This is a genomic window from Flavobacterium araucananum, from assembly GCF_002222055.1.
Taxonomy (GTDB): domain Bacteria; phylum Bacteroidota; class Bacteroidia; order Flavobacteriales; family Flavobacteriaceae; genus Flavobacterium; species Flavobacterium araucananum.
Genome location: NZ_MUGS01000005.1, coordinates 313,088 through 335,165, shown reverse-complemented (window position 1 = coordinate 335,165; position 22,078 = coordinate 313,088). Strand labels below are relative to the sequence as shown.

At 33.1% G+C, this 22,078-nt stretch carries 18 protein-coding genes; 5 read left to right on the top strand and 13 right to left on the bottom strand.

The features are described from left to right. From B0A64_RS05640 to B0A64_RS05615, 7 genes are all read right to left on the bottom strand, one after another. On the bottom strand, positions 1–797 hold a 797-nt coding region (locus tag B0A64_RS05640; protein WP_208863517.1), incomplete at its 3' end, for a hypothetical protein. A gap of 125 nt (positions 798–922) precedes the next feature. Continuing rightward, positions 923–1,099 carry a hypothetical protein gene (locus B0A64_RS25395; RefSeq protein ID WP_208863516.1) on the bottom strand — a complete coding sequence of 59 codons (177 nt, stop codon included), beginning with the start codon at positions 1,097–1,099 and terminating at the stop codon, positions 923–925. A gap of 24 nt (positions 1,100–1,123) precedes the next feature. After that, the gene (locus B0A64_RS05635) at positions 1,124–1,342 is read right to left on the bottom strand and encodes a PRTRC system protein C (protein ID WP_089478534.1); all 219 of its coding nucleotides are present in this window, start codon (positions 1,340–1,342) and stop codon (positions 1,124–1,126) included. Between the two features lie 25 nt (positions 1,343–1,367). Next, positions 1,368–1,967: a PRTRC system protein E gene (locus tag B0A64_RS05630; protein WP_089478533.1), complete on the bottom strand. Its 600-nt coding sequence runs from the start codon at positions 1,965–1,967 to the stop codon at positions 1,368–1,370. A gap of 43 nt (positions 1,968–2,010) precedes the next feature. Beyond that, on the bottom strand, positions 2,011–2,406 hold the full coding sequence (locus B0A64_RS05625; RefSeq protein ID WP_089478532.1) for a hypothetical protein: 396 nt from the start codon (positions 2,404–2,406) through the stop codon (positions 2,011–2,013). Positions 2,407–2,460: 54 nt separating this feature from the next. Continuing rightward, a complete protein-coding gene (locus tag B0A64_RS05620) occupies positions 2,461–3,534 on the bottom strand; it encodes a DUF932 domain-containing protein (RefSeq protein ID WP_089478531.1) in 1,074 nt (357 codons plus the stop codon). A gap of 44 nt (positions 3,535–3,578) precedes the next feature. Beyond that, on the bottom strand, positions 3,579–3,956 hold the full coding sequence (locus B0A64_RS05615; RefSeq protein ID WP_089478555.1) for a single-stranded DNA-binding protein: 378 nt from the start codon (positions 3,954–3,956) through the stop codon (positions 3,579–3,581). A gap of 704 nt (positions 3,957–4,660) precedes the next feature. Between B0A64_RS05615 and dndC the strand changes: the two genes are divergently transcribed. Genes dndC through B0A64_RS05600 form a run of 3 tightly spaced genes read left to right on the top strand, consistent with a single transcriptional unit; the run spans position 4,661 to position 8,503 of the window. Next, positions 4,661–6,025 carry a DNA phosphorothioation system sulfurtransferase DndC gene (gene dndC / locus B0A64_RS05610; protein WP_208863515.1) on the top strand — a complete coding sequence of 455 codons (1,365 nt, stop codon included), beginning with the start codon at positions 4,661–4,663 and terminating at the stop codon, positions 6,023–6,025. Beyond that, positions 6,022–8,121 (top strand): DNA sulfur modification protein DndD, encoded by a 2,100-nt coding sequence (dndD, locus tag B0A64_RS05605; RefSeq protein ID WP_089478530.1) that lies wholly within the window; start codon positions 6,022–6,024, stop codon positions 8,119–8,121. Before dndC ends, dndD begins: the two co-directional genes overlap by 4 nt. Continuing rightward, entirely contained in the window at positions 8,105–8,503 is a 399-nt protein-coding gene (locus B0A64_RS05600; RefSeq protein ID WP_089478529.1) for a DndE family protein, read from the top strand. The genes dndD and B0A64_RS05600 overlap by 17 nt, the downstream gene beginning before the upstream one ends. Here the strand turns inward: B0A64_RS05600 and B0A64_RS05595 are convergent. From B0A64_RS05595 to B0A64_RS05570, 6 genes are all read right to left on the bottom strand, one after another. Further along, positions 8,494–10,113, bottom strand: a complete 1,620-nt coding sequence (locus B0A64_RS05595; RefSeq protein ID WP_089478528.1) for an AIPR family protein — start codon at positions 10,111–10,113, stop codon at positions 8,494–8,496. The genes B0A64_RS05600 and B0A64_RS05595 overlap by 10 nt on opposite strands. 12 nt (positions 10,114–10,125) lie before the next feature. Next, positions 10,126–15,303 (bottom strand): DNA phosphorothioation-dependent restriction protein DptH, encoded by a 5,178-nt coding sequence (dptH, locus tag B0A64_RS05590; protein ID WP_089478527.1) that lies wholly within the window; start codon positions 15,301–15,303, stop codon positions 10,126–10,128. Continuing rightward, on the bottom strand, positions 15,275–16,747 hold the full coding sequence (gene dptG / locus B0A64_RS05585; RefSeq protein ID WP_089478526.1) for a DNA phosphorothioation-dependent restriction protein DptG: 1,473 nt from the start codon (positions 16,745–16,747) through the stop codon (positions 15,275–15,277). Before dptG ends, dptH begins: the two co-directional genes overlap by 29 nt. Continuing rightward, complete coding sequence (gene dptF / locus B0A64_RS05580) at positions 16,744–18,486, bottom strand: DNA phosphorothioation-dependent restriction protein DptF (protein WP_089478525.1); 1,743 nt, start codon at positions 18,484–18,486, stop codon at positions 16,744–16,746. The genes dptG and dptF overlap by 4 nt, the downstream gene beginning before the upstream one ends. 72 nt (positions 18,487–18,558) lie before the next feature. Next, positions 18,559–18,771, bottom strand: coding sequence for a helix-turn-helix domain-containing protein (locus B0A64_RS05575; protein ID WP_035620570.1), 213 nt, complete (start codon positions 18,769–18,771; stop codon positions 18,559–18,561). Between the two features lie 627 nt (positions 18,772–19,398). Beyond that, positions 19,399–20,418 carry a cytochrome-c peroxidase gene (locus tag B0A64_RS05570; protein WP_089478524.1) on the bottom strand — a complete coding sequence of 340 codons (1,020 nt, stop codon included), beginning with the start codon at positions 20,416–20,418 and terminating at the stop codon, positions 19,399–19,401. Between the two features lie 250 nt (positions 20,419–20,668). Between B0A64_RS05570 and B0A64_RS05565 the strand changes: the two genes are divergently transcribed. Both B0A64_RS05565 and B0A64_RS05560 read left to right on the top strand, forming a co-directional pair. After that, a complete protein-coding gene (locus B0A64_RS05565) occupies positions 20,669–21,073 on the top strand; it encodes a septal ring lytic transglycosylase RlpA family protein (protein ID WP_089478523.1) in 405 nt (134 codons plus the stop codon). 236 nt (positions 21,074–21,309) lie between these two features. Continuing rightward, positions 21,310–22,077, top strand: a complete 768-nt coding sequence (locus B0A64_RS05560; RefSeq protein WP_089478522.1) for a ParA family protein — start codon at positions 21,310–21,312, stop codon at positions 22,075–22,077. The last annotated feature ends 1 nt before the right edge of the window (position 22,078 follow it).

Here is a 22,078-nt window from a genome sequence, read left to right as displayed (position 1 = left end):
ACTTTATCCAGAATATCCATCGTGACCACTTTTTTGTCAAAACGTTTGCAAATGGTCGGTTCCTGCATTGCTACGTATTCGTTGAATTCGTTGTTGATGCTCTCGGCAAGGTTCTCGTATAGCCATCCTTTTGTGTGCGATATAAAAGAGATATACTTTTCCATACCAATGGTCTCATTGTCGTCGTCATCGTTATCAGGGCCATCTTCGGGCATTGGAGCATTTCGGAAAATGCTTGCCTTTGGATATTCCGTAAATAGTGCAAAGGCATTGGAAGCTGTCAGCCAACACTCGTGGTCGAATGCATCACTTCTTTTAAAAGTTTCTAAACGCTTTTGAAATACCTGTAAACTCATTGGGTTAAAAATCTTTTGCTCGATACAATCTCCTATGAATTCCACTTTTTCAAACTCAAGTTTATAAGCTTCATTTTCTTCTGTTTCGTCGTCCTGTTCCACCCATTCTTTGTGCATTTCATACATCCAATACAGATAACTGTTTTCGTGTCTGAAATAAGGAATGTCGGCAATGTGGTACAGGTAAGAGCAAACAGAAATAAGCAGTTGGGCGTTTGTTTTGCGCTTGGGGTCGTGGAGCATCTGATACAGTGGTTCAATCGGTATATAATACAGGGTTGTGCCTGTGTTGTATTTTTCCTCACTGATGAAATAGGTTTTCTTACTGTCCTGCACCAAACGTATTTCCTGCCAATTCAGAACACTTTGCCTTAACTTTTCTTCCATATCCCATATAGCCAATGCCATATTGTACGGATACTGAAACTGACTGGTCTGCATTGGTTCTATCTTGTAATGCCCAGCAAGTTTGGAAAGGGACTGATAAAAATCCCTTTCTGTTCTTACTGTTTCTGGGCAAGCATGTACAGTTTGCGTTTCTTTCAGTCTGGGCAGGAACGAAGTCTTTAGAAAACCATTGGCAACATTTCCACAGGTACTGACCGGCGTTTGTCTTTTTGAACCTCGGTGGCATCCTTTGGTTTTTGCATCCATTGGTTGAACTCGCTGAGCTGTTTGTACAACTGCCTTTGTCGTTTTTCTTCGGGTGGCTTTATTGTTCCCGATATGATATGTTTGTGCATAATCCATTGCTTTAAAATTTTAAATTATCCTTTAGTTCCCATTACGCTCTCAAATCGGTACTCCACTGCATCATCCTTGATGGCGGGTGCAGATATTTTGGCGGTTGTCAAAATGGGATATCTGTTAGCATAAAAATTTAGTACTGCTTCCACGCTCCAACGTGGTTCGGGATCGGTCAATATAATATCGTGTCCTTTATCTTTAAGTATAAACACTCTTTCCAATTGCGTTGCTAATAACATGATTATGAATTTTAAGTTATTACATTTAGTTTTCCTCCTCAATTTCTGCTGAGTACTCGGCAGTTACTTCGTCCGCTTTTGCGGGTTCGGGTTTTTCTTCCTCGATAGCTCCAAAAAGACTTGGCGCAGAAAACTTATCGGACAGTTCTCTTTTACGTTTGCGTATCTCGTCAGCCTTTTCAGGAAACTCCGTTATTTCGGGTACTTTAACCCACGCCTCACGGAATTTGCCCTCTTTTTCCAGTTCATCTGCCTTTGCCATTGCGTCTTTGAACTTCTTATCTTTGGCTTCCTGTTCTTTCTTTTGCCTGTCAGCTTTATCTTTCTCCATTGCCGACTGTTTTTTGGTTTCTTCCAACTGCTTCATAAAGGCGTCCATGTCGACCATTAAGCCCGAAACGGTTTGTATGGGTGTGGTTATCTTCTCGAAAAAACCGTTGTCGAGTTCTTCGGCTGTTCCCCGAAGATTAAGGGGCGGTATGATGTTCTTTGCGTTATCTCCGCACTGTTCGTTTTGGAGCATAACCGATACGATTAGGTTGTTTTCTGCTCCTTTTGCTATGGTGAGCTGCAAATCACCTGTAATCTGCAACTGTGCTATCTGATGGAAAAAATTTGTGTTCATCGTTTTAAAATTTTAAAATATTATTTAATAGTTCTTTTTCAGACTACCTGCGGTCAACGAATTGTTCAACTTGCAAGCTTGCCTTTCTGTTTTGCCAATAGACATATTCAAGGGCTCTTCTCTTTATCCTGAACTTTGTACCGTTTACATTCCAACGAACCTTTATCCTTCGGATAGTTGAGGGTGTTCTGAATGCATCATACGTAATTCCGGTAATTTCTTTCTCTTTTTCAATCTTAACAACTTTTATATATACGCCCCTGTGTTCTACATCAGGATAGTGTGTTGAGAGTAATAGGTTATTATTTCTGTCAAAGATTTCAAATCGGACAAAATCCTTATCATTTAATATGATGTTGAACAGTTCCAGTAGATTGAAATTCCAATTGAGCAGTAGCCTTTCATCATATTTCTTGTATGTTATAACTCCAATATTCATATCAGTTATTTTTATAGAAGGTTACCACCGATTAAGGCGGTAGCCTATGGTTATCTAGTTAAGGTTTAGGCTTTCTGCACCGTCCAAGGCAAAGCCTGTACACAAGTCAAATGCTTTCTGTGATTTGAGTTGGGCAGTACCGCCCAAAACAATGCTCTGCAACTTGGCTTCATCATTCTTGTATTTTCTTACGTTCTGATAGTAGCCCGTAACAGCGTTATATGCTCCGAACAATGTGCCTTTAGTAGTATCCATCTGCTGTGTGTCGCTTATCATCGCATACCCAAAAGCATCATCAACGGTGTTTTTGAACACTGTGGAAATTTCATCTTCCGCACCTTTTTTGATAAGGTCAAGTGTTTCCTTGTTTGGACAAAGTGCCAATTGGATTAGCTTTCTTACCTCTTTGTCTGATACTTTTACTTTTGCCCACTCATTGAATATGCCCTCTAACTGACTGCTCAAGGTGTTCGCCAATCCCATAATCTTGTGAGCGTTCTCGATACGCTGTTTTGCTCCCGACGTGTGTTTGATACGCACTACATTGGTCATACTGCGCAAGGAAGCGTTAAGCGTGTTTTGGCATACTATACGAATAGGCGTAAAAGCGGCTGTGATACTTCCGCTACCATCGTGCGAAGTGGTCAGGAAAATGTATTTTTCGATTACATCATCACCATTTCCAACTCGGATATAGTCGGGCAGTTTGGCTGTGATAAATATACGTTCCCCATTACCCAGCGCTCCTGCGGTTTCATATAGTATTCCCTCTCCACCGCCTACAATCGCATCAAAAAAGTTAAATGCTTCACGGTTCTGCACGATATGATAGTCTTTGCCTACCACCCCCAATACTGCATTGTTGTCTGTGCGGATATTGGCAAAGTAGTTAGGAACTTCCAATTCGTTACTGCCAATCTCGATACTGTCGGCAGTTTGAATGATACCCGAACCTTTGGTAAATAGCGGACTTTTAACGACTTCGTAATCTAACCCTGCAAATTTTATAGCTTCCTCGCTTGTTGGGTATTGCTCTACAATTTGCCCTAGTCCGTGCCACGCTTTTTCCTTTACGCTAAAGAATGAATAACGTCCTGTTTCGCTGTTAAAATTGATATTATGTGCCATGATTTTTAAATTTTAAATTGTTTAAACTATTTAGGTGCTAGTTGTTAAAATGGTAGGTCATCCTTTGTATCATCATTGTTGTTTCCTCTAGGAGCCTGTATCGCTTCGGCTTTTTTACCGCCCCCGTGCAGTTTGATTTGCGAGGTATTGAAGTTCAGTCCTGCGTGCGGTTGTCCGTCATTGCCTGTCCAAGCCCTTGCGCTCACTTTGCCTGTAAGTTCTACCACCGTACCTTTTGTGAGTATCTGCGCTACTTTTGGACTAAGCCAATAGGAGCAATCAAAATACGTGGTCTGCTCTATGCGCTCGCCCGCTTTGTTTCTGTAGCTGTCGTTGATCGCTACCGAAAAGTTTACTACTGTTTTGCTGTTTGACACGTTGCGTACCTGCGCATCCGCTGTCACTCTTCCTGTGATGTTCATAATTTCTACGATTTTTAGATTAATTTTTTTTTGAAATTTTATTCGGCAATGAGAGGAGGTGCTGTTTTGTTTCATCAAATCCATTTTTAATATTTTACTTTTCATTGCTGACATTTTTTTTATTCGTCTAAAGAGCCGGAGTATGCTATGTTTCGTTTCGGGAGCATAAAAAGGTTAGTGTTTAGCAATAGCAAGGTTTTGACAAAAAATACAACCCAAATGGGTGGAGATTTTTTGTCAAACCTGAAGGGCCTGGCCTTGCTATTGCGTTAAGGACACGGAAATACCTTTGCTGCTGAAATGAGACAAAAGCATACTGGTTTCTTGATAAAAAAATTGCGGGAAGCAATAAGGTTTATAGTAGACAAATACAGGTGTGATTAAATAACAAACCTGACTCATGAAAATAGAGTTAAATCTTACAGAAATATTTAGGTCTACTGTATTATTTTGATAAGTATCGTAGCATCATTTCTGAAAACTGACATTTCTCCTTAACTACTATCATTATCAATAAGTTAGAGATTTCAACTCGGGTTTTCAACAGTTTACTTCTATTGCCTATTTATAATATGAGTAAAATCATAGGCTAAAGGGGGAAAATAAAATATTCTTAAAGTAAAATAAATGTTTATAAATAAGAGTAGATTTGCAGAAAAATATGTCTACAATTCTCTACTTTTAAAGAGACTTAAATACTTCTAATGACACCCATAAAAAATAAAAAAGTTGAGGGAATAATAGCCGAAATTATTGATCAATATGCTTATGCAGATCAATCAGACAGACCGTGGATAATTGGATTTAGTGGTGGTAAAGATTCAACTGTTTTACTAATGCTTGTTTGGATTGCACTACAAAGAATACGAGAGGACTTGCCATTTCCTTTTCAGTTGAAAAGAAAGATTTATGTAGTATGCAACGATACAATGGTTGAAAATCCAATTATTGCAAACTATGTGGAAGATGTTTTAGTAAAAATTACTGAAGCTGCGAGAGATCAAGATCTTCCAATATTTGTTCAAAAAACAACGCCTAAACTGGAGGAAACTTTTTGGACTAATGTTATTGGTAAAGGATATCCGGTACCAAATAATGCTTTTAGATGGTGTACAGATAAACTAAAAATAAGACCAACTTCCAATTTTTTATTAGAGCAGATAGATGAAAAGGGAGAAGCTATTGTTTTATTAGGAACACGTTATGATGAAAGTGCAACTAGAGAACGCTCTATCAGAAAACATGAGGTAACAGGAAGTAGATTATCAAAGCATCAAACTACAGCAAACACATATGTTTACGCTCCAATTAAGGAAATGATTGTAGATGAGATATGGTATATTATTAATGCTGTAAAAACTCCCTGGGGTTTTGATAATTCAATCCTTTTTAAAATATATGCCGACGCCAGTGCTGATGATTATGAATGTCCAACTGTAGTAGTGAATAAAGAGCACACTTCCTGTGGGCAAAGTCGTTTCGGCTGCTGGACTTGTACTGTTGTTAAAAATGACAAATCGATGTCATCTTTAGTTAACAATGGTCAGAATTGGATGCACCCTTTATTGGAATTTAGAAATAGGTTGGTTGAAGGTAGAAATATCTCTGAAAACAGATCAGATACTAGACGAAATGGTCAAGAAGCAATAAGGGACGACGGTACTTATAATGGTAATTATACTGCAGAATACAGATACCAAATATTGAAAGATTTATTATTGGTTCAAAAAGATATTCAAAAGGAAAGACCTCATATTACACTGATTAATAATCAGGAACTTATTGCTATTCAAGTAACTTGGAATAGGGATGGATATTTTGATCATACTGTAGGAGATTTGTATAAAGAAATTTATAATAAAGAAATCAGTACCAACAATATTAAATCGCTTGATGACACTGAGCGAAGAATATTGAAAGAAGTATGTGAGGATGAACCAGATTATTACCATTTAATTGATAATTTGATTTCTTTACAAGAAACCAAAACTCTAATGATTTCTAAATATGGACTTCACAATGATGTTGAAAAAAGAATTGAAAGTTTTGTAAATGAAAATGAGCTATGAAAATCAATAAAATAAAATTCCAAAACTTTAGAATTTATAAAGATGAAAATGAGATAATTTTTACTCCAAACGCTTCTAAGAATATTAGCATAATTGCCGGTAAAAATGGATTTGGTAAAACAACATTTTTAACATCTCTTATCTGGGTTTTTTATGGTAAGATGATGAGCGAAGTCGAAGACAAGTATAAAAGAGACATTAAAAATGCCGGAGGTTATGAGAAGTTTAGTAAAACGCTTTTAAATAGGGAGGTAAGATCCGACTTTGAAAACACTGGAAAAGGTAGTCCTATCGTATCCGTTGAAATCGAATTAAAAGACATTTTAATACCTTCCATACCTTGCAAATCTGTAGTTATCAAAAGATCGTATGACTTGCGGAAAGATTCAGAGGATTTAAAGATCTACATTGATGGACTAGAAAATGAGCTCACTAAAGAGGTGGGCTTTGAGGTTTTTATTAACGATTTTATTCTACCACGTGAAATCGCTAAATTTTTCTTCTTTGATGCAGAAAAAATAGTTTCGCTTGCTGAGGCTAAGTCTAAATCAGAACTAAAAAATTTAAGTAAAGCCTATTCGGAGGTGCTAGGGATTAAGAAGTATGAGGACTTGAAAAAGAATTTGGAAACTTTGCTAACAAAACTTCGTAGAAGCGGAGCTTCCCCACTACAGCAAACCAAATTATTTGAGTTGACAGATACAGAAACTGAGATAAATGGTTTAATTGAAATCAATCAGGACAAGCAATTAAATATTGACCGTGAAATTGGGAATCATAAAATTATTAGCGATGGTCTGCAAGAGAAGTTAATTCGTGAGGGTAATGGAATCACTTTAGAAGAACTTCAAAAAATGAAGTTAGAAAGAGATAAATTAAAACACGAATCAGCAGACATTAAAAATAAGCTAAAAAAACTAATGGATATTGCACCATTGGTAATTGCAGGTAAAAAAATAGTACAGTTAAAACAACAGTTGGTTTCTGAACAAAGTGCAAACAATAAGTTGATTGATAAAACATTCTTAGATGAAGAATTGAACTCATTTTCGACTGTTTTACTAGCAAAACTAGATGCTTTAAACTTAGATAGCAGTGCTAAATCTAAAGTACAGGAGGCGCTAAAACAAACCATTTCGGAGAAGCAAACTGAGAAACAAGGAAGTAGTTCAGACAAGGTACTTTTAGATTACACCACCGAGCAATTCCGAAACTTTGAGGCTGTTTATAATAACATAAAAGGAGCATTTTCAAGCCAGTTTACCGCTGTAGTTCAAGAAGAGAAGAATAATAGAATTTATCTTAATAAGGTCTATCAACAAATTAAACAGGCAGAAGCAAGAAAAGACAATCCTTTAGCCCAAAAGTTGCGAGAAGAGAAAAAAGAAGCAGAAGACAGAATTACTGTTTTAACCCTAAGTAAGGGTAAGCTACTTGAAGAAAACGAAAGTTTACATACTAGATTAGCCTCGGTTAGAAAGGTATTATCGGAATACGAAAAGAATTTCAAATTGGTGGACACTGATCAGAAAAAACACGAAGTAACGGAGAAGTTATTAATAAAAATTAATTCGATTATACTAAAAATAAAAGAAGATAAAAAATTCTCTCTTCAAAAATCCATTATGCTCGGTTTGAAAAAAATTATGCATAAAAGTGATTTCATTCATAATATTCGTGTAAATGTGATTGATGATGTAATGGATATTGATTTGCTGGATAAAAATGATCAAATTATAGATAAGGATTCATTGTCTAAAGGAGAACAACAATTGTACGCTACAGCTTTGTTGAAGGCATTAGTAGACGAGTCCGGAATTAAATTTCCAGTGTTCATTGATAGTCCATTGCAGAAATTTGACAAATACCATTCTAAAAATATTATAAAAGAATTTTACCCTGCAATATCAGAGCAAGTGGTACTATTCCCGCTTTTGGAAAAGGAATTGTCTGAATTGGAGTATGACTATTTAAAGCCGAACGTAAATAAGGTTTTTGTTATCGAAAACAATAATAACGGTTCGAGCTTTAGACCATTTGCAGTAGACCAATTATTTATACACCTAAAACAAGAGCAAGATGTTTACGCAAATTAAAACTAGTAAAGAAAACAAGGAAGTGGTTGCGCTACTAACTCGTAAATTGGGTTTAGGAACTGAAAATGTGATAGCAAGAATTGCCTATACATATTCTCTTTCCCAAAATAAAAAGCTAGACTTAAATGAAATAAAAGATGCAGGGGGAAAGGAATATTCTAAATCGGTCCTTTTTGGAGATTACTATGACATCTATCTTGGATTGCTTTGTGTAAATTATGGTTTATACAAAACAGACAAAGATATAGCTCGCTATATCAAAATGCACGTAGATGAAGGGCTACAACTTTTAAATGAAGAAGTAAATAATCGTTCGAATATTGATGGTTTTGATTTTTTAACAGAAAAGATCAACCTAGGACTGCAAATGATTCATCTATAAGTAGCTAATAATTTTTGTTTCAATAATTCCCATGCCAAATCATGCTTTGTAAATATAATCGGAGGAGATAATGTTGCTCCTAATCGTCTTCTAACTGTTGTTACAACAGATTTTATATGTGTTAAACTGGTTGCAAATATTTCTTCATTAGAAAGACCTTTATTTCGCAGTAAGTAGAAGCCGGCAATTATATGTAAGTTCGCTGGGCCTAGAATTTTCTTATCCGAAACACTAGATGTTTTAATTTTTTGTTTCACGAATAGTGCATAACTCACGGCTTTAAAAACTTCATTCAAAGCTAAGCTTTCACTAAAGATGGTGTCATATAACGAATCACTGTCATTTGAAAATATTTTAGCCCTTGAATTTTTAGCAAAAGCAGGTTTTTCAAAAATTGTGGAACATAAAATTTGTCCCAATTCAGTGAAAAGCAGCACGTTACTTGCATTAACCTTTATCTCTTTTCGGTTATAATTAATTCCTTTTTTATTCAGGTATGATTCAAGTACTATTTGAATTTTGTCATTGGTTCTCAAATCCCATGGATTAATAGCTACTTGACTGTTGCTAGCAAAACATATTTTTTCTACTTGATTCACATTTGCTGCGAATATTTTGGATATTACAGTACCATATTTCAAAATGTTTGAACCGCGTAAAGTTTCAAAGTGTTTTGATATTGTTGTTACAGTTTGGCATCCGTTAACAATTTGAGGATTGTGAATCCAATATTTACCATTACTTATTGAAGTTATTTGATCACACACTATTGCTATACCGTTATGCAGTTTGTAAAAGTCCTTTGCACTAGCTACAGTATTCAAAGAATTGATAATTTCTTTTGTTACTTTTTTCCCATTTTGCAATCCTCGAACGTTCGATTGAAATATCATTTCCGGATGCGGCATGAAATCATAATAGAAGTCAACAAGTTCTTTTAAGGGAATTCTACAAATAAGCGAAGTAATTTGTGAATTCTCTTTTATGATTATTTGCGATGAAGTGTCACTTACATTATTTTTTGCTGCCGTGATTTTTAATCTATAATTTATTGGAATTTTGTTTAGACTCAATTCAATATCAATTAAATCTTTTAAGCTAAACAATTTTCGTTCTATAATTGAGTCATATGCAATTTGATCTAAAGCAATTTGTCCTTGAGGGTAATTGCTGTTCCCTCCACCTCTAACCACCCTTAATTTAACTTGATAATTGCTATTTGACAACAAATCTCTTGCTTCTATAATCTTATTTTTAACTAATGTATTTAGTGAATCTAAATTTCCATCACCTTTGAAAATATGACTGTCTACACTATCTCTAAAGAGACGGATTTCATTTTCACCAAATCCTACAGATACCTTAAAGTCATAGATGTAAATAATGCCATCAGATATTACTATAGCGTCTATCTGGTCATCTAAATCATCATCTGTAATACTTCTACATAATTCTCTATAAGTAATATTTGGATGTAAAATTCTAAGTCCTCCAATAATGTAACTATATGCTTGAATTGTGCTGCTACCTACATTATTATACCTTCTTATTCTTGTTGCCCAATTAGTATTTGAGCTTTTTATGGCTTCTAAATAATTTACTAAATCCATATTGATATTTAATTATTCAATTAATAACTCCCAAAATGCTTTATCCTTAATCAATATTGGATCAGATCCTGCCAGGTTTATAATACTTTGGTGCTTCTCTAAACCTTTGATGGTTTTAATCAAATTCTCTTTTTGTAATTTACTGTCTAATGAAAATAGAGATTCCACCTCTTTCATTTTGATTTCATTTACTCTGTGGATAACCCAAGTTAGAATATAATTGGAGTATTCATTTTCACTAGTAGCAAAATGGTTTAAAAATTGAGTGGAAAGTATTGTTCCAACACCAAATTCTCTTCCTTCTTTTAATATTTTGCGGATAGAATTAAAATTTTTACTCAGGAAATTATCAGCTTCGTCTACCAAGATCATCTTCTTTATCTGGCGATTATTTCCCCTTATTAAACTATGGCCGTGGCGTTGCATTTGAGTATAAAAAGCATCCAACGTAATAGCCACTATCAAGTTTTGAATAGATTCATCATAGCCTGACAAATTAATTACCACTACGCCTTCGATTAAGGAATAAAGCGACTGTGTTTTGGTAACATCAGGCTCAAAAATTTCAAATTCAGAAAGATTAGAAATAGCAGCGTACAAACTGTCCTGAGAGTTTTTTTCACTTCCCAAATAAATATCACAGACGTCCCCTAAAGTTGGAGGATTACGTGTCCAGGTGTCTTTATTGGCTTTAAGAATGCCTTTATCTTCATAAGCTTCAACGATAACGTCGCGTAATCGTTGTTTTTGCACATTCCCTAAGTTAAAAGCGTTGGAAATAGTCTCCTTTAAATCATTAGCTGTATGAAGAGGCAACATAGGTTTTGATATCTCTGTAGCGTCGAGTGCCAATGGATTGTATGGCAAATGGTAAGGATTTAATACCGTGGCATTAGTTTTAGATACAAAGTCCTCTTTAATATAGTCACCTTTATAGTCGAAGATTAAAATCCCTAGCTTTTCATTTCCAATATTTTTATTTGAATCAGTATTTAATTGAGTAATCAGCGATTTAGTAAATTGTGTTTTCCCTGTCCCCATTGTACCAATAATACCAGTATTAGTGTGCATTACTTTGTTGGTATTATTAGGCTCCCAATAAATAGTTTTTAAACTATTTAAATCAGTACCAAATTCTATCTCGATTCCTTCACCACTGTTATAAACTAAAGGATCTTCATCTAATTTAACATTCTCTGTAGGTTCAATATCCTGTTCATCTGTACTAAGGTAGTCTTGCATAATTGGTCCATCAACTACAGGGGCAATATGTGTAAATATTTCTAAATTTGCATTTGAAAAGGCATTTACTAACAAGCTGTCTTTATCAATTGTAGTTTCTGTGTTATGAAAGAGGTGAATTAAATCGTCGATTGATTTTACAAGAAAGTTATAACCATCAGCTTCTTGTAAATCTACCCGCATATACTCTTCGGTAATGCGTAATTTTCTTTTAAATACATCATTCCCAAAATGAATCAATCCAAAAATTCCAATAGTATTGTTTAATCGATTGCTTATTGTAAAATTATTATTCAATAAATCATTACGATAATTTTTGGTAATACTATCCCAGTTTTGATTATCCCACACGTGAAAAAGTTTCATTTTTTCCGCATTGGTAAGGGCAATTTTGGCAAAGAAATTTTTATAAAACTCACTTAAGAAGCCTTCTCTGTTTAAATGTTCATAAAGTAAATGAGCGGTGCGTCTACCCTGGTCAATCCCTTTTTTTACAATACCTAACCCACCAATTTTTAGTTCGACAGGATATAAATGCATTAGTAATTGATTGTCTAATTCTTCCAGTCCAATAAATAATAAATCGTCACTAAAAGAACCTATTGCCCCAAGATTTTTAGTAGAAAATAAACCGTCACCCATATTTAAGCCGGCATTACCGGAAACTCTTAAAATTTCTTCCAATGAGATTGGAATCCAAATAATATTAGGATGATGTAAAAAAGTTAATGAACTTTTAATACCAGACAAAAGGCTTAATTTTTCTCTTGGGAACTGGCTATGTTGACGAATTAGCTTTAATAGCCATTCGCCATTAATAGCATTGAAAAAATTAATAATATTAATTGTATCTGTAACCGCATTAAATTGGACTTGATGTTTCTCTAAAAATTCTTTTACTACAAATTCATATTGACTGGTTTTACGGCTAACGGTTATTGCATCATATCCATTAGAATTATTGTATTGGTCACTATAATGAATAATAACTAAATCCTTATTCTCCTTAAAAAAATCTAAGTCAACTTTAGGATCAATATATGTTACCCATTGTGAGTCATGATATAACTTTTCTAATTGCTTTTTAATATCATAATCAATTGTGGTACAAAGTGCATTATTACGTCCATAAGGGTGATTATTAGATGCAACACGAACAAATGAATTAAATAAAGAAGTAAGTTTTATTAATTCATTTTGATTTTCAGGCAAATCCATAGTACCAAATCCAGTCCTGTAATTTTCTGGTCCTGGAGTAGAGGCTACATCAGCCATTAAGCCATTAAATGAAATACCTGTTTTCACCAAACTCATTTCATCATACGATTTTTCAGTTTTAGTTACATCAAACTGATAAAAAGTAATATGGGCGTACTCGTACTTCTCTGCTTTTGTCGGCTGTTTTTTAGAATAAAATTTTACTCGTTCGAGAAAGAAATTCAAAAGGTCTTCCTTTTCAAAATTTTTCGTTTTCAATTCTATTTTTAAATGTTTTTCTATATCATCAACCTTTTCGTAAAAAGTAAGTTCTTCAAATTTAGTAACTAATTTTTCAGAGCCATAAATGCTTACTTCAATAGGCAGCAAATCAGTCAAACGTTTAGTTAGGTTGCTGTTCAAGTATTTTCTGTAATATTCAAATATCCCATCTACAACTTCTCTACAATCGCCAAGATTTATTACATTGATTTTTATAGGGGATTTTTTAGATTGATCAAAAAGAAATTCAAAATTTGTGGTGAAGTCTTTAATCTTATCAGTAACTAAATTAGATACAAAGCTTTTTGGAACAGCTTGCTCTGAGTTTAAATAGACGGTGTAATAAAGCCATTCAGGAGAATGACTCGATTCAATCGGTATATAGATTTCATTTGGTTTTCCTTCGATATAAGGAATCAAATTAGTAGGACTTAAACGTTTTAAGATAGCATTGTAAATTTCTTCACTTTTTAAATCATTATTTAATTGAAGTTGATAAGCTACATTGAGGGGATGTAAGGGACTAAATTTAATTTTTTCTTCACCTCCAATTTCCTTGACCACACCTAACCATAAGAGGTTTTTCTGTTTATACGTTAACGGTTTGTTTTCCTCTAACTGTTCCAATTGCATTATAAAGCAGCTAACATATTCAATTGCAATTTGCTTCAATTCTTCATTCAGGTATACTAAACTAGGTTGGGTTTCTTTAACTTTGTAATAAGCTCTGAGTTTATTAAAAGCTAATTTCACGTCATCACTTAATTCTAAGTCATTATTTGAAATGCTATTTTCATTACCTAAGAGCCAGGAATATCCTTCAGAGTTTATAATCTGTTCTTCCTGAATCAGATTATTTCTAAATTCACCACTAACTGTTTTTTCATTATTTTTAAACAACAATTTTATTATAGTTCCTTCCTTTTTGTATTTAAAATCAAGGCAATTAACTCTTTTTTCTTTCCATACATCAAGTCCTGATACTGGTTTTGGTGCCTCAAAATCTGTTTTGAAAGCAATAGGTATTACAACATCAAATAATTCTATTTTAAAATGAATTAGGTCCTCTTGAGCTAGTGAATAATCATTGTTTATTATTAATTTATTTTCTTCTTTTATTTCAAAAGTTCTGTTCAAACTTAAAAGTTCTGTAGTAAGTATTTCACCATCTGGGTTAAAAACTAATGATGGACTTTCTTTTATTTGGAGGTAAGAGTTCGATTTCTGTATGTTTAATTGAAAGTTTCCTTCAAATTGCGAAATGATATTTGGATTAAATGGTAGGTGCAATATCTTGATTACATACTTTTTGTCGGTTTCAGAATCTTTGTACTCAATTAAAGTAAATAAATTCTGAGCATCGAATTCTTTAAACTCTAAAACGATACTGAATCCGCTAGTGGCTGCACTAATGTTTTTTGAACCGTGCTTAATGCTAAGCCCTTCCTTTTTTATAAATTGATCATATTTTACATAAATTTTGAATGGAAGTTCCAATGAAGTATTAAATACAATGAGGTTTACATTCCTCTTTTTAGATACTGAATCACCATCGGTATTGTACCATATGGTTTGCAGTAAATTGTCCCCTTCAATATTTTGAAAGACAGGCGGGGCTTTTTCTTTCTCCTTATCCATCCATTTAACTATTTCCGAATAATCAAAGTCATGCCAGTCCTCTTTTATAATTCTGGTGAGCGCTGTGCTCGGTAAATCTTGCTCTAAATCCGAAGCAGGATTTCCGTTTAAAAAAATATTTTCAAATTTTTCATAAAGACTAAAGTTGCTAATCAAATCTTTTGTGAGGTCTCCATGTTTACTACCTAATTCTTCTTGCGGGAAAAGTCCTAAAAATCGATAATCTTTTAAATCAATTGTGCCTTTTTGCAGTGAATTAATGACCTGTTCATAATCAAAAATAGAGTTATTGTCTTCAACAACACTTTTTGTTTTTCTATCTAATACTGATTTTAAAATTAGCTTCTCGTACTTTTTTAAAGTAGAATTATTTTCAATATCATATTCAATTTGATTTTTAAATCTTGAATAATGCAAAGGCATCCCTTCCTTAATTAAACTACCGCTACCACCTAACAAGCTATCCAATTTTCCGCTAAATAATATTAGAATGGCAGTTCCTTCAAAAATATCATTTTGATCAGCTACTTTATTTCTGAGCATGGTAAAATAATCCTCAGAAGCGAAAGTACTGGAGGCAATAATTACTTTAGTATTATCGATTAATAAGCAGAAAGTAGTATAAGCTTCGCCTCCTTCAGGATGAGTATATGAAAATGGTTCAATAGCTACCGTCGAAGGATGATTCAACGACTCATAAAGAAATTCAATATTTTCCTTGTCTTCCAGATATAGATTGAAACGATCCCCAGGTTGGATTTTCTGTGAAATAAAATATCCGATTATTAAATCAGAAACATATTTATATAGTTGACTTGACGTATTGTGCATCTCCGCTATCACTTTTTTTCTCTATTAAATTAATTTTCTCATACAATTTGGTAATTTCCAATTTTGTCGTTTCATCAAAGACAATTCCCCTTTCTTTAAATTTATCCCATAATGTTTTTAAGCGGATCTTATCATCGCTTCCGATGCATAATCTCGTTAGGAACAATAAAAGTTCTTGCGATAAGACAGTTGTGTTACCTAATCTACCTCTGAACTTAGTGAAATTCACTTTACCAAACTGGGAGTACCACTTAGAATAGTCGCTATAAGGTTTGCTTCTGGACGAGTTTTCAAACTGATATTTTATTTTAAACCAAAGCGAATATATATCTTGAGATATCTTATCTGAAAGATTTTTATAAAATAAATCAAGCTCTAATAGACGATCACAATCTATCCAATTTTTTCCTGTGTCAAAAACGGTAATATTTTCTGTGTAAAAATTGATTAGTTCACTGATACAACCTTGAAATTTTTCTTTTTCATCATAATTAAAGCTATTGCAGATACTTCTAATGTTTTGATAATCTTGAACCAGTTTTCCATCAACATAGATATAATTCAATAATTCTAAAGTGTTAACATGTGCAAAAATAGATTCCGAGGATTTATTTAATTGTTTCCAACCAACAGTATGACTTAATAATCTTGTTTCTGATATGGTTTCCCAATCCATTGTGTAATAGATAGGTTTTATTTTTGCTTTGGTCGTTCCAAAATCATTAAAACGAAGTATTAACTGGCTTAAATAATGAAAATAATAATATTTAAAAAAGTCTTCAACGTGCTTTAATAGAAAAGAATTGTTTTGTGCTAAAAATGCAAAGTCTTCAACAAACCTATCCTTTATTTCTGGAAATAAATTTTGATAAGTTAGACCCTTTGGTTTAGAAGTTAAAATTGATAGTTCAGGTAAACATTGTAGCATTAATTGATGTAAAATGTTTTCATTATCCGTATCCTCATCTAAACTATTTGGATCAAAATTGTCATTTAAAAAAACATCAAAAATAAATTTCGAAACCTCTCTGATGGCATTATTAGAATTGATAAAATTCATATAAGAAAGAGTCTTAATGTTGAATTTTATCAATCCATTTTCTTCATCAAAAAATATTTTGGTAAGCATGTTTTTTAATTCCTCAATATTTTGAGTTTCGACTTTAGATATGGCTTGCTTTACAATAGTTTCTTTAAGTTCAAGCTTGAAGGAACTGTTGCTTTGCTTTAACTCAATTTGAGTTTTATTATTCAAAATTCTAAATAATTCACCAATAATACCTTGAAAAGATTTGAAATCTTCAGTAAAAGTATCGCCGCTAGGATTGGTTTTAAAAGGCAATAATCTTATTTGATTTCCAGTGACATGACTAAAGGTCTTGTTTTTCAAATATCTTTTTTCAAGACTATTTGATCCGGCTTTATTTAATTCTATTTGCATCATATCACTTGAAATTTATAACCACTAAAAGAGTCTTTGGAAAATTTATAATCAACCGGTTTTCCAATATTAACTTCGTCAATATACAATGCGGCTTTATTGTTGTTCTGATTGATTAAAGTATTGATGGAATTAACAAAATAAACATAGTTATTGTTGTCTTTTTTATTAGGCCTATATCCTTGCGAAATCATTTTTAGTATTTTAAACAAACTGAAATCTACATGAATTCTTATCCTTTCTTTTTCATTATTTATTCTAAAGGACAACGAAAATTCTTGTGTGAATTTATTAATAACGGTATCGTTTTTTTCTTTTAATGGATTCACATCTGGAATGACTTCAAAATCTTTAAATACTCTATATTGAGTCTGTTTTTTTCCAACATTTATAACGACTTTGTCATCTGCTTTTGGGTCTCCATTCCAATTCCTTGCCGCATTTTCAACAAGGTTATATATTTTTTTAATGTAAATAGGATTGTGATTATTATAATGGAAGAGCCAAATTAAATACTCATTATAATCAGCATCCTTCAAATAACTTTTTTCAAAATAATTACTAAAATAGTTTAACCTCATAAAGAAACGAGAGAGTTCAGGTTTTGAAATTATGACCTTTGCTAGTTTTGGTTCAATTTTCTCCAAATATTTTTTATCAATATGTTTTGAAAAAATATCAAGTGTATTCTCAGCATTTATCAAGGTCAATAAAACATCATCGGTAGCAGCATCTCTATAGATGCAAGGGTCTAAACTTTCAATTTTTTCAAATAAACTGGAAAGCTCTGGATGCTCAAATAAATAGTTGGGAATTAAATTTGATATATATTGAGGACCACCCATTCTTTCAATTGCCTTGAAATAGTGAACATCATTAAGAACAGAAAGATCAACCGGGACAATTATATCATATATAAAGTTTAATAAAGTACGAATCGAAACTATTTCTTTACTTTTAATTATGGACTTTACTATGAGTTGTGATATTATATTTCTATTATTTTCACTAAAGAGAAATTCATAATTGTGTAGTATTGGACAATATACTTTTTCAGAACTAATAACTTTATACTCTATATATGCTTTGTGTATAGCGTTTTCTTCATTTGCAGTAACTATTTTTTCAAGGAGAGTAGAAATGACATTAGAGGTAGGGCCATTTTCTGTCAATGAATACATGTGATAATCAGTAAAATTCACATGATGAAAATTACTTTTGCTATTAAATTCATCATCATGAATTAAATCTGTATCTAATATTTTACTCGATGAAATATAGTTTTTTAAGATTTTAAATTCTTCACCAAATTCTTCAATAAACTTACTTAAAGTACCAAGATTTATAGCTAGAATAATTTTGTCTTTTGAAGCATTTATATTTTCATCATTAAATCCCTGTAATAACTTATAAAGTGTTTCATTGGAGGATTCATTTGGATTATGGGATTCTGTCGCGTCATTATGAATTCTAAATTTTGCGATAACACTTTTTAGCTCATCATGGAGATGCGAAAGTATATGTGATTTTCCATCACCAACATTGCCACAAACTAGCAATAATTGCGCATTATCTTTTTCACTTGCTCCTGATATGATTTTTTTTAATTTTTTCTCAACGTCCCGCTCAATGTGTAGATACTTTTTAAATTCATTTAAGTTCGAATAAGCACCTTGCGCCACTGCGTACTTTGATGAATCCCTCAGTTTTTTTAATTCTTCTAGTAATGGATTTAATGACATTGAATTTTTATTAGATTAGTTGTGGCTAAAATGTAGAATGAGTCCCGAAATTTTGACAATAAGATCTAATGTTTAGATGCTGTTTGTCAAATCAGAGATTGAAAGTTGAAAAGCTTTCGCTATTTTTTCAATTACAATTATTGAAACATTTCGCTTTCCACTTTCTATACCAGGAATGTAAGTTCTATCTAAATCAGCGAGTTCAGCAAGTTTTTCTTGAGAATAACCTTTTGATATTCTTAATGCTTTGATTTTTGCGCCAAATTTTATTCTAACATCTTCCATGTAGCCAAAATCCGATTTAGTAGACAATTGTACAATAGACGACTGTCAACTATCTAATAAAAAAATGTCGTAAATTAATACTGTTTTAAAAAAACTTTGAGCATCGCTTTGAGTTTCGCGTGCATTAAGGAAGCATTGGCTTTAATATCTATAATCATTAAACATCCTTTATTATTTCATCTAGAGATTTCAATAGAAATATTAAAAATATACTAAAGAAAACTCAATTTTTGAATGTATTTTAATTCCATTTTTCATACATTTACTAAGATGAAAGTACATTGACTGACTGCGGTTAAATTGATTAAGGAAACAAAGGGATATAAGTTAAGTTATTATAAATGAGACCTATTCGGCTACCCTTTTTGGAAAAATACTTGAGAACACCAATAAAATCAACGAATTAAGGAATAGGCATGTAATCCTGCCACCCCGACAAAAGTCTTTTCATCTATTTGAAAAGACTTTTTTTTTGGACTAAACTTCTGACCTTAAAATTAAAACAGTAAGATACAGCAGAACCGTTATAACGTCCCGATTGAAAATCGGGAAGGCCGCACATTAAAATCCTGCCACCCCGACAAAAGTCTTTTCATCTATTTGAAAAGACTTTTTTTTTTGGATTTTTTATTCCTTGTACTTCACATCAACATCAGCAGTCAAAGTTTTCAGGAACGCGACCATATCATTTGCGTCTTTATCCGAAATATCTTTATTCAATTGCAACTTACCCATCATCTTTACCGCTTCATGAAGCGAAGCAACTGAGCCGTCATGAAAGTAGGGAGCTGTTTTTTCTACATTTCTTAAACCCGGAACCTTAAACAGGAATTGATCTGCGTCTTTTTTCGTTAAGTCATAAAGTCCTTTATCAATTTTTTTACTTCCGGTCATTTTAGCATAATCTCCAAAAACTCCAAATTTCTGGAACATCTGCCCTCCAACAGCCACACCGCTATGACAAGTAACGCAACCATTATCTATAAAAGAATTCAGCCCTTTTTTTTCCTGATCACTAAGCACAGATTCGTCTCCGTCTAAATATTCATCAAATTTACTTTTAGGAATAAGCTTTCGTTCAAAAGCACCAATCGCATTTGCAAGATTGTCAAAAGTAATGGGCTCTTTGTCATTAGGGAATACCGATTTAAACATCGTTTGATATTGCGGAATGGCTCTTAATTTTTTCTCCAGAAATTCTCCATTCGGAATTCCGTGTTCAACAGGATTCAACAAAGGACCTTTTGCCTGTGCCTCTACGTCTTTGGCACGACCATCCCAGAATTGCATCGAATGGAGCGAAGCATAAATTACAGTAGGAGAGTTACGCCCGCCAAGTTCTTTACTGTCTCCAAGAGATAATGACTTATTGTCGACACCAAAAGCAGCAAGATTATGACAAGAATTACAACTGATCGTTCCGTTTTTCGACAAGGCTTTGTCATAGAATAATTTCTTACCAAGATCAATTTTTTCCTGCGATATGTTTTCTTCAGATACAGTTGAAACAGATTTAAAAAAATTAGACGCTTTATTTAATAATGCTGATTTTTCGACCACCGGAGCTTTTGAGAAATCATATTCAGACGATTCTTTTTTGCAGCCTACAAATGCCATTCCTAACAGAAACAAAATAACTTTTTTCATTAGATAATAGATTTAGTAATGCAAAAGTCCTCGTAAAACCAAAGTCCCAGAGGTCAATGCATTAGATTAATCATCGAATTTAAACAAAGATTAGAGCAATAAAACTGACTATTATCATGAAGTGTATTTTGGTTGATAATTAAAAATAATCCTAATCAAATATGTCTTTTTATAGCATTAATATGACTTCAGACATCAATCTAATTTTGAATAATTGGCTCTCTTTGCACAAAATTTAGAAAGGATAAAAATGAAAAAAATACTACTCTATATCATCTTCGCTATAACACTGACTGCCAAGGCACAAGAAGCACCTCAATGCATCGAAGAGACGACCAAAACAGAGAATAATAAAGTCTATAAAGAAAGTGCTCACGCTTCTTACTATCATGATAAATTTAATGGCAGGAAAACAGCAAGCGGCAAAAGATTCGACAATAACAAATTAACCGCTGCTCATAAAAAACTTCCTTTTGGCACAAAACTAAAAATCACTAACGAATTCAATAAAAAATCTGTTATTGTAGAAGTTACGGATCGAGGTCCTTTTGTCAATGGCCGTGAAATCGACCTTTCTAAAAAAGCTTTTATGGACATTGCTTCAAACAAGAAAAGCGGGGCTATGAATGTAACGATCGAGATCATCGAAAAGTAAAACAAATTTAATAGTAAAATACTTTTTACAGACATGAGCTGTGAATTGTCTTTTTTACACTAAAAACAAGAATCAAATAGAACGAATTTTCGTTACTTTTTTTGATTATAATCGAAATTAAATTCCGCAAAACACGCACCAAACAACGATTAAACGGAGTTTCACAAATGTTAACAAAATAGATTTTCAAAAACCATAAATAATCGTATTTTTACGGTTCAAAATTCAAAAAATAAATGGGCAAAATCATTGCGATTGCTAATCAAAAAGGAGGCGTTGGAAAGACTACTACATCTGTAAATCTTGCGGCCTCATTGGGTGTTTTAGAAAAAAAAGTATTATTAATTGATGCTGATCCTCAGGCTAATGCTACATCTGGCCTTGGTATTGATGTAGAATCTGTTGAGATTGGTACATACCAAATACTTGAACACAGCCACACCCCGAAAGAAACCATTGTAAAATGTTCAGCTCCAAATGTTGATGTGATTCCTGCTCATATTGATCTTGTTGCCATCGAAATCGAATTGGTTGATAAAGAAAACAGAGAATACATGCTTAAAAAAGCATTAGAAAGTGTAAAAGACGAGTATGATTACATCATTATCGACTGTGCACCTTCATTAGGTTTACTAACCTTGAATGCTTTAACAGCTGCTGACTCAGTAGTTATTCCAATTCAGTGTGAGTATTTTGCACTTGAAGGATTAGGGAAATTATTGAACACGATAAAAAGTATTCAAAAAATACACAACCCGGATCTTGATATCGAAGGATTGTTACTAACAATGTACGATTCGAGATTGCGTTTATCAAATCAGGTTGTCGAAGAGGTTCAGAAACACTTTAACGATATGGTTTTTGACACCGTTATTCAGCGAAATGTAAAATTAAGCGAAGCACCTAGTTTTGGCGAGAGCATCATTAATTATGACGCAACCAGCAAAGGAGCCGTTAATTACATTAATTTAGCGCAAGAAATTATAAAGAAAAACAGCAAATAGT

Bases quoted from the DNA above. Each gene is read 5' to 3' on its own strand.
- B0A64_RS25395 (WP_208863516.1), bottom strand. From the start codon at position 1,099: ATGCACAAACATATCATATCGGGAACAATAAAGCCACCCGAAGAAAAA.
- B0A64_RS05635 (WP_089478534.1), bottom strand. From the start codon at position 1,342: ATGTTATTAGCAACGCAATTGGAAAGAGTGTTTATACTTAAAGATAAA.
- B0A64_RS05630 (WP_089478533.1), bottom strand. From the start codon at position 1,967: ATGAACACAAATTTTTTCCATCAGATAGCACAGTTGCAGATTACAGGT.
- B0A64_RS05625 (WP_089478532.1), bottom strand. From the start codon at position 2,406: ATGAATATTGGAGTTATAACATACAAGAAATATGATGAAAGGCTACTG.
- B0A64_RS05620 (WP_089478531.1), bottom strand. From the start codon at position 3,534: ATGGCACATAATATCAATTTTAACAGCGAAACAGGACGTTATTCATTC.
- B0A64_RS05615 (WP_089478555.1), bottom strand. From the start codon at position 3,956: ATGAACATCACAGGAAGAGTGACAGCGGATGCGCAGGTACGCAACGTG.
- dndC (WP_208863515.1), top strand. From the start codon at position 4,661: ATGACACCCATAAAAAATAAAAAAGTTGAGGGAATAATAGCCGAAATT.
- dndD (WP_089478530.1), top strand. From the start codon at position 6,022: ATGAAAATCAATAAAATAAAATTCCAAAACTTTAGAATTTATAAAGAT.
- B0A64_RS05600 (WP_089478529.1), top strand. From the start codon at position 8,105: ATGTTTACGCAAATTAAAACTAGTAAAGAAAACAAGGAAGTGGTTGCG.
- B0A64_RS05595 (WP_089478528.1), bottom strand. From the start codon at position 10,113: ATGGATTTAGTAAATTATTTAGAAGCCATAAAAAGCTCAAATACTAAT.
- dptH (WP_089478527.1), bottom strand. From the start codon at position 15,303: ATGCACAATACGTCAAGTCAACTATATAAATATGTTTCTGATTTAATA.
- dptG (WP_089478526.1), bottom strand. From the start codon at position 16,747: ATGATGCAAATAGAATTAAATAAAGCCGGATCAAATAGTCTTGAAAAA.
- dptF (WP_089478525.1), bottom strand. From the start codon at position 18,486: ATGTCATTAAATCCATTACTAGAAGAATTAAAAAAACTGAGGGATTCA.
- B0A64_RS05575 (WP_035620570.1), bottom strand. From the start codon at position 18,771: ATGGAAGATGTTAGAATAAAATTTGGCGCAAAAATCAAAGCATTAAGA.
- B0A64_RS05570 (WP_089478524.1), bottom strand. From the start codon at position 20,418: ATGAAAAAAGTTATTTTGTTTCTGTTAGGAATGGCATTTGTAGGCTGC.
- B0A64_RS05565 (WP_089478523.1), top strand. From the start codon at position 20,669: ATGAAAAAAATACTACTCTATATCATCTTCGCTATAACACTGACTGCC.
- B0A64_RS05560 (WP_089478522.1), top strand. From the start codon at position 21,310: ATGGGCAAAATCATTGCGATTGCTAATCAAAAAGGAGGCGTTGGAAAG.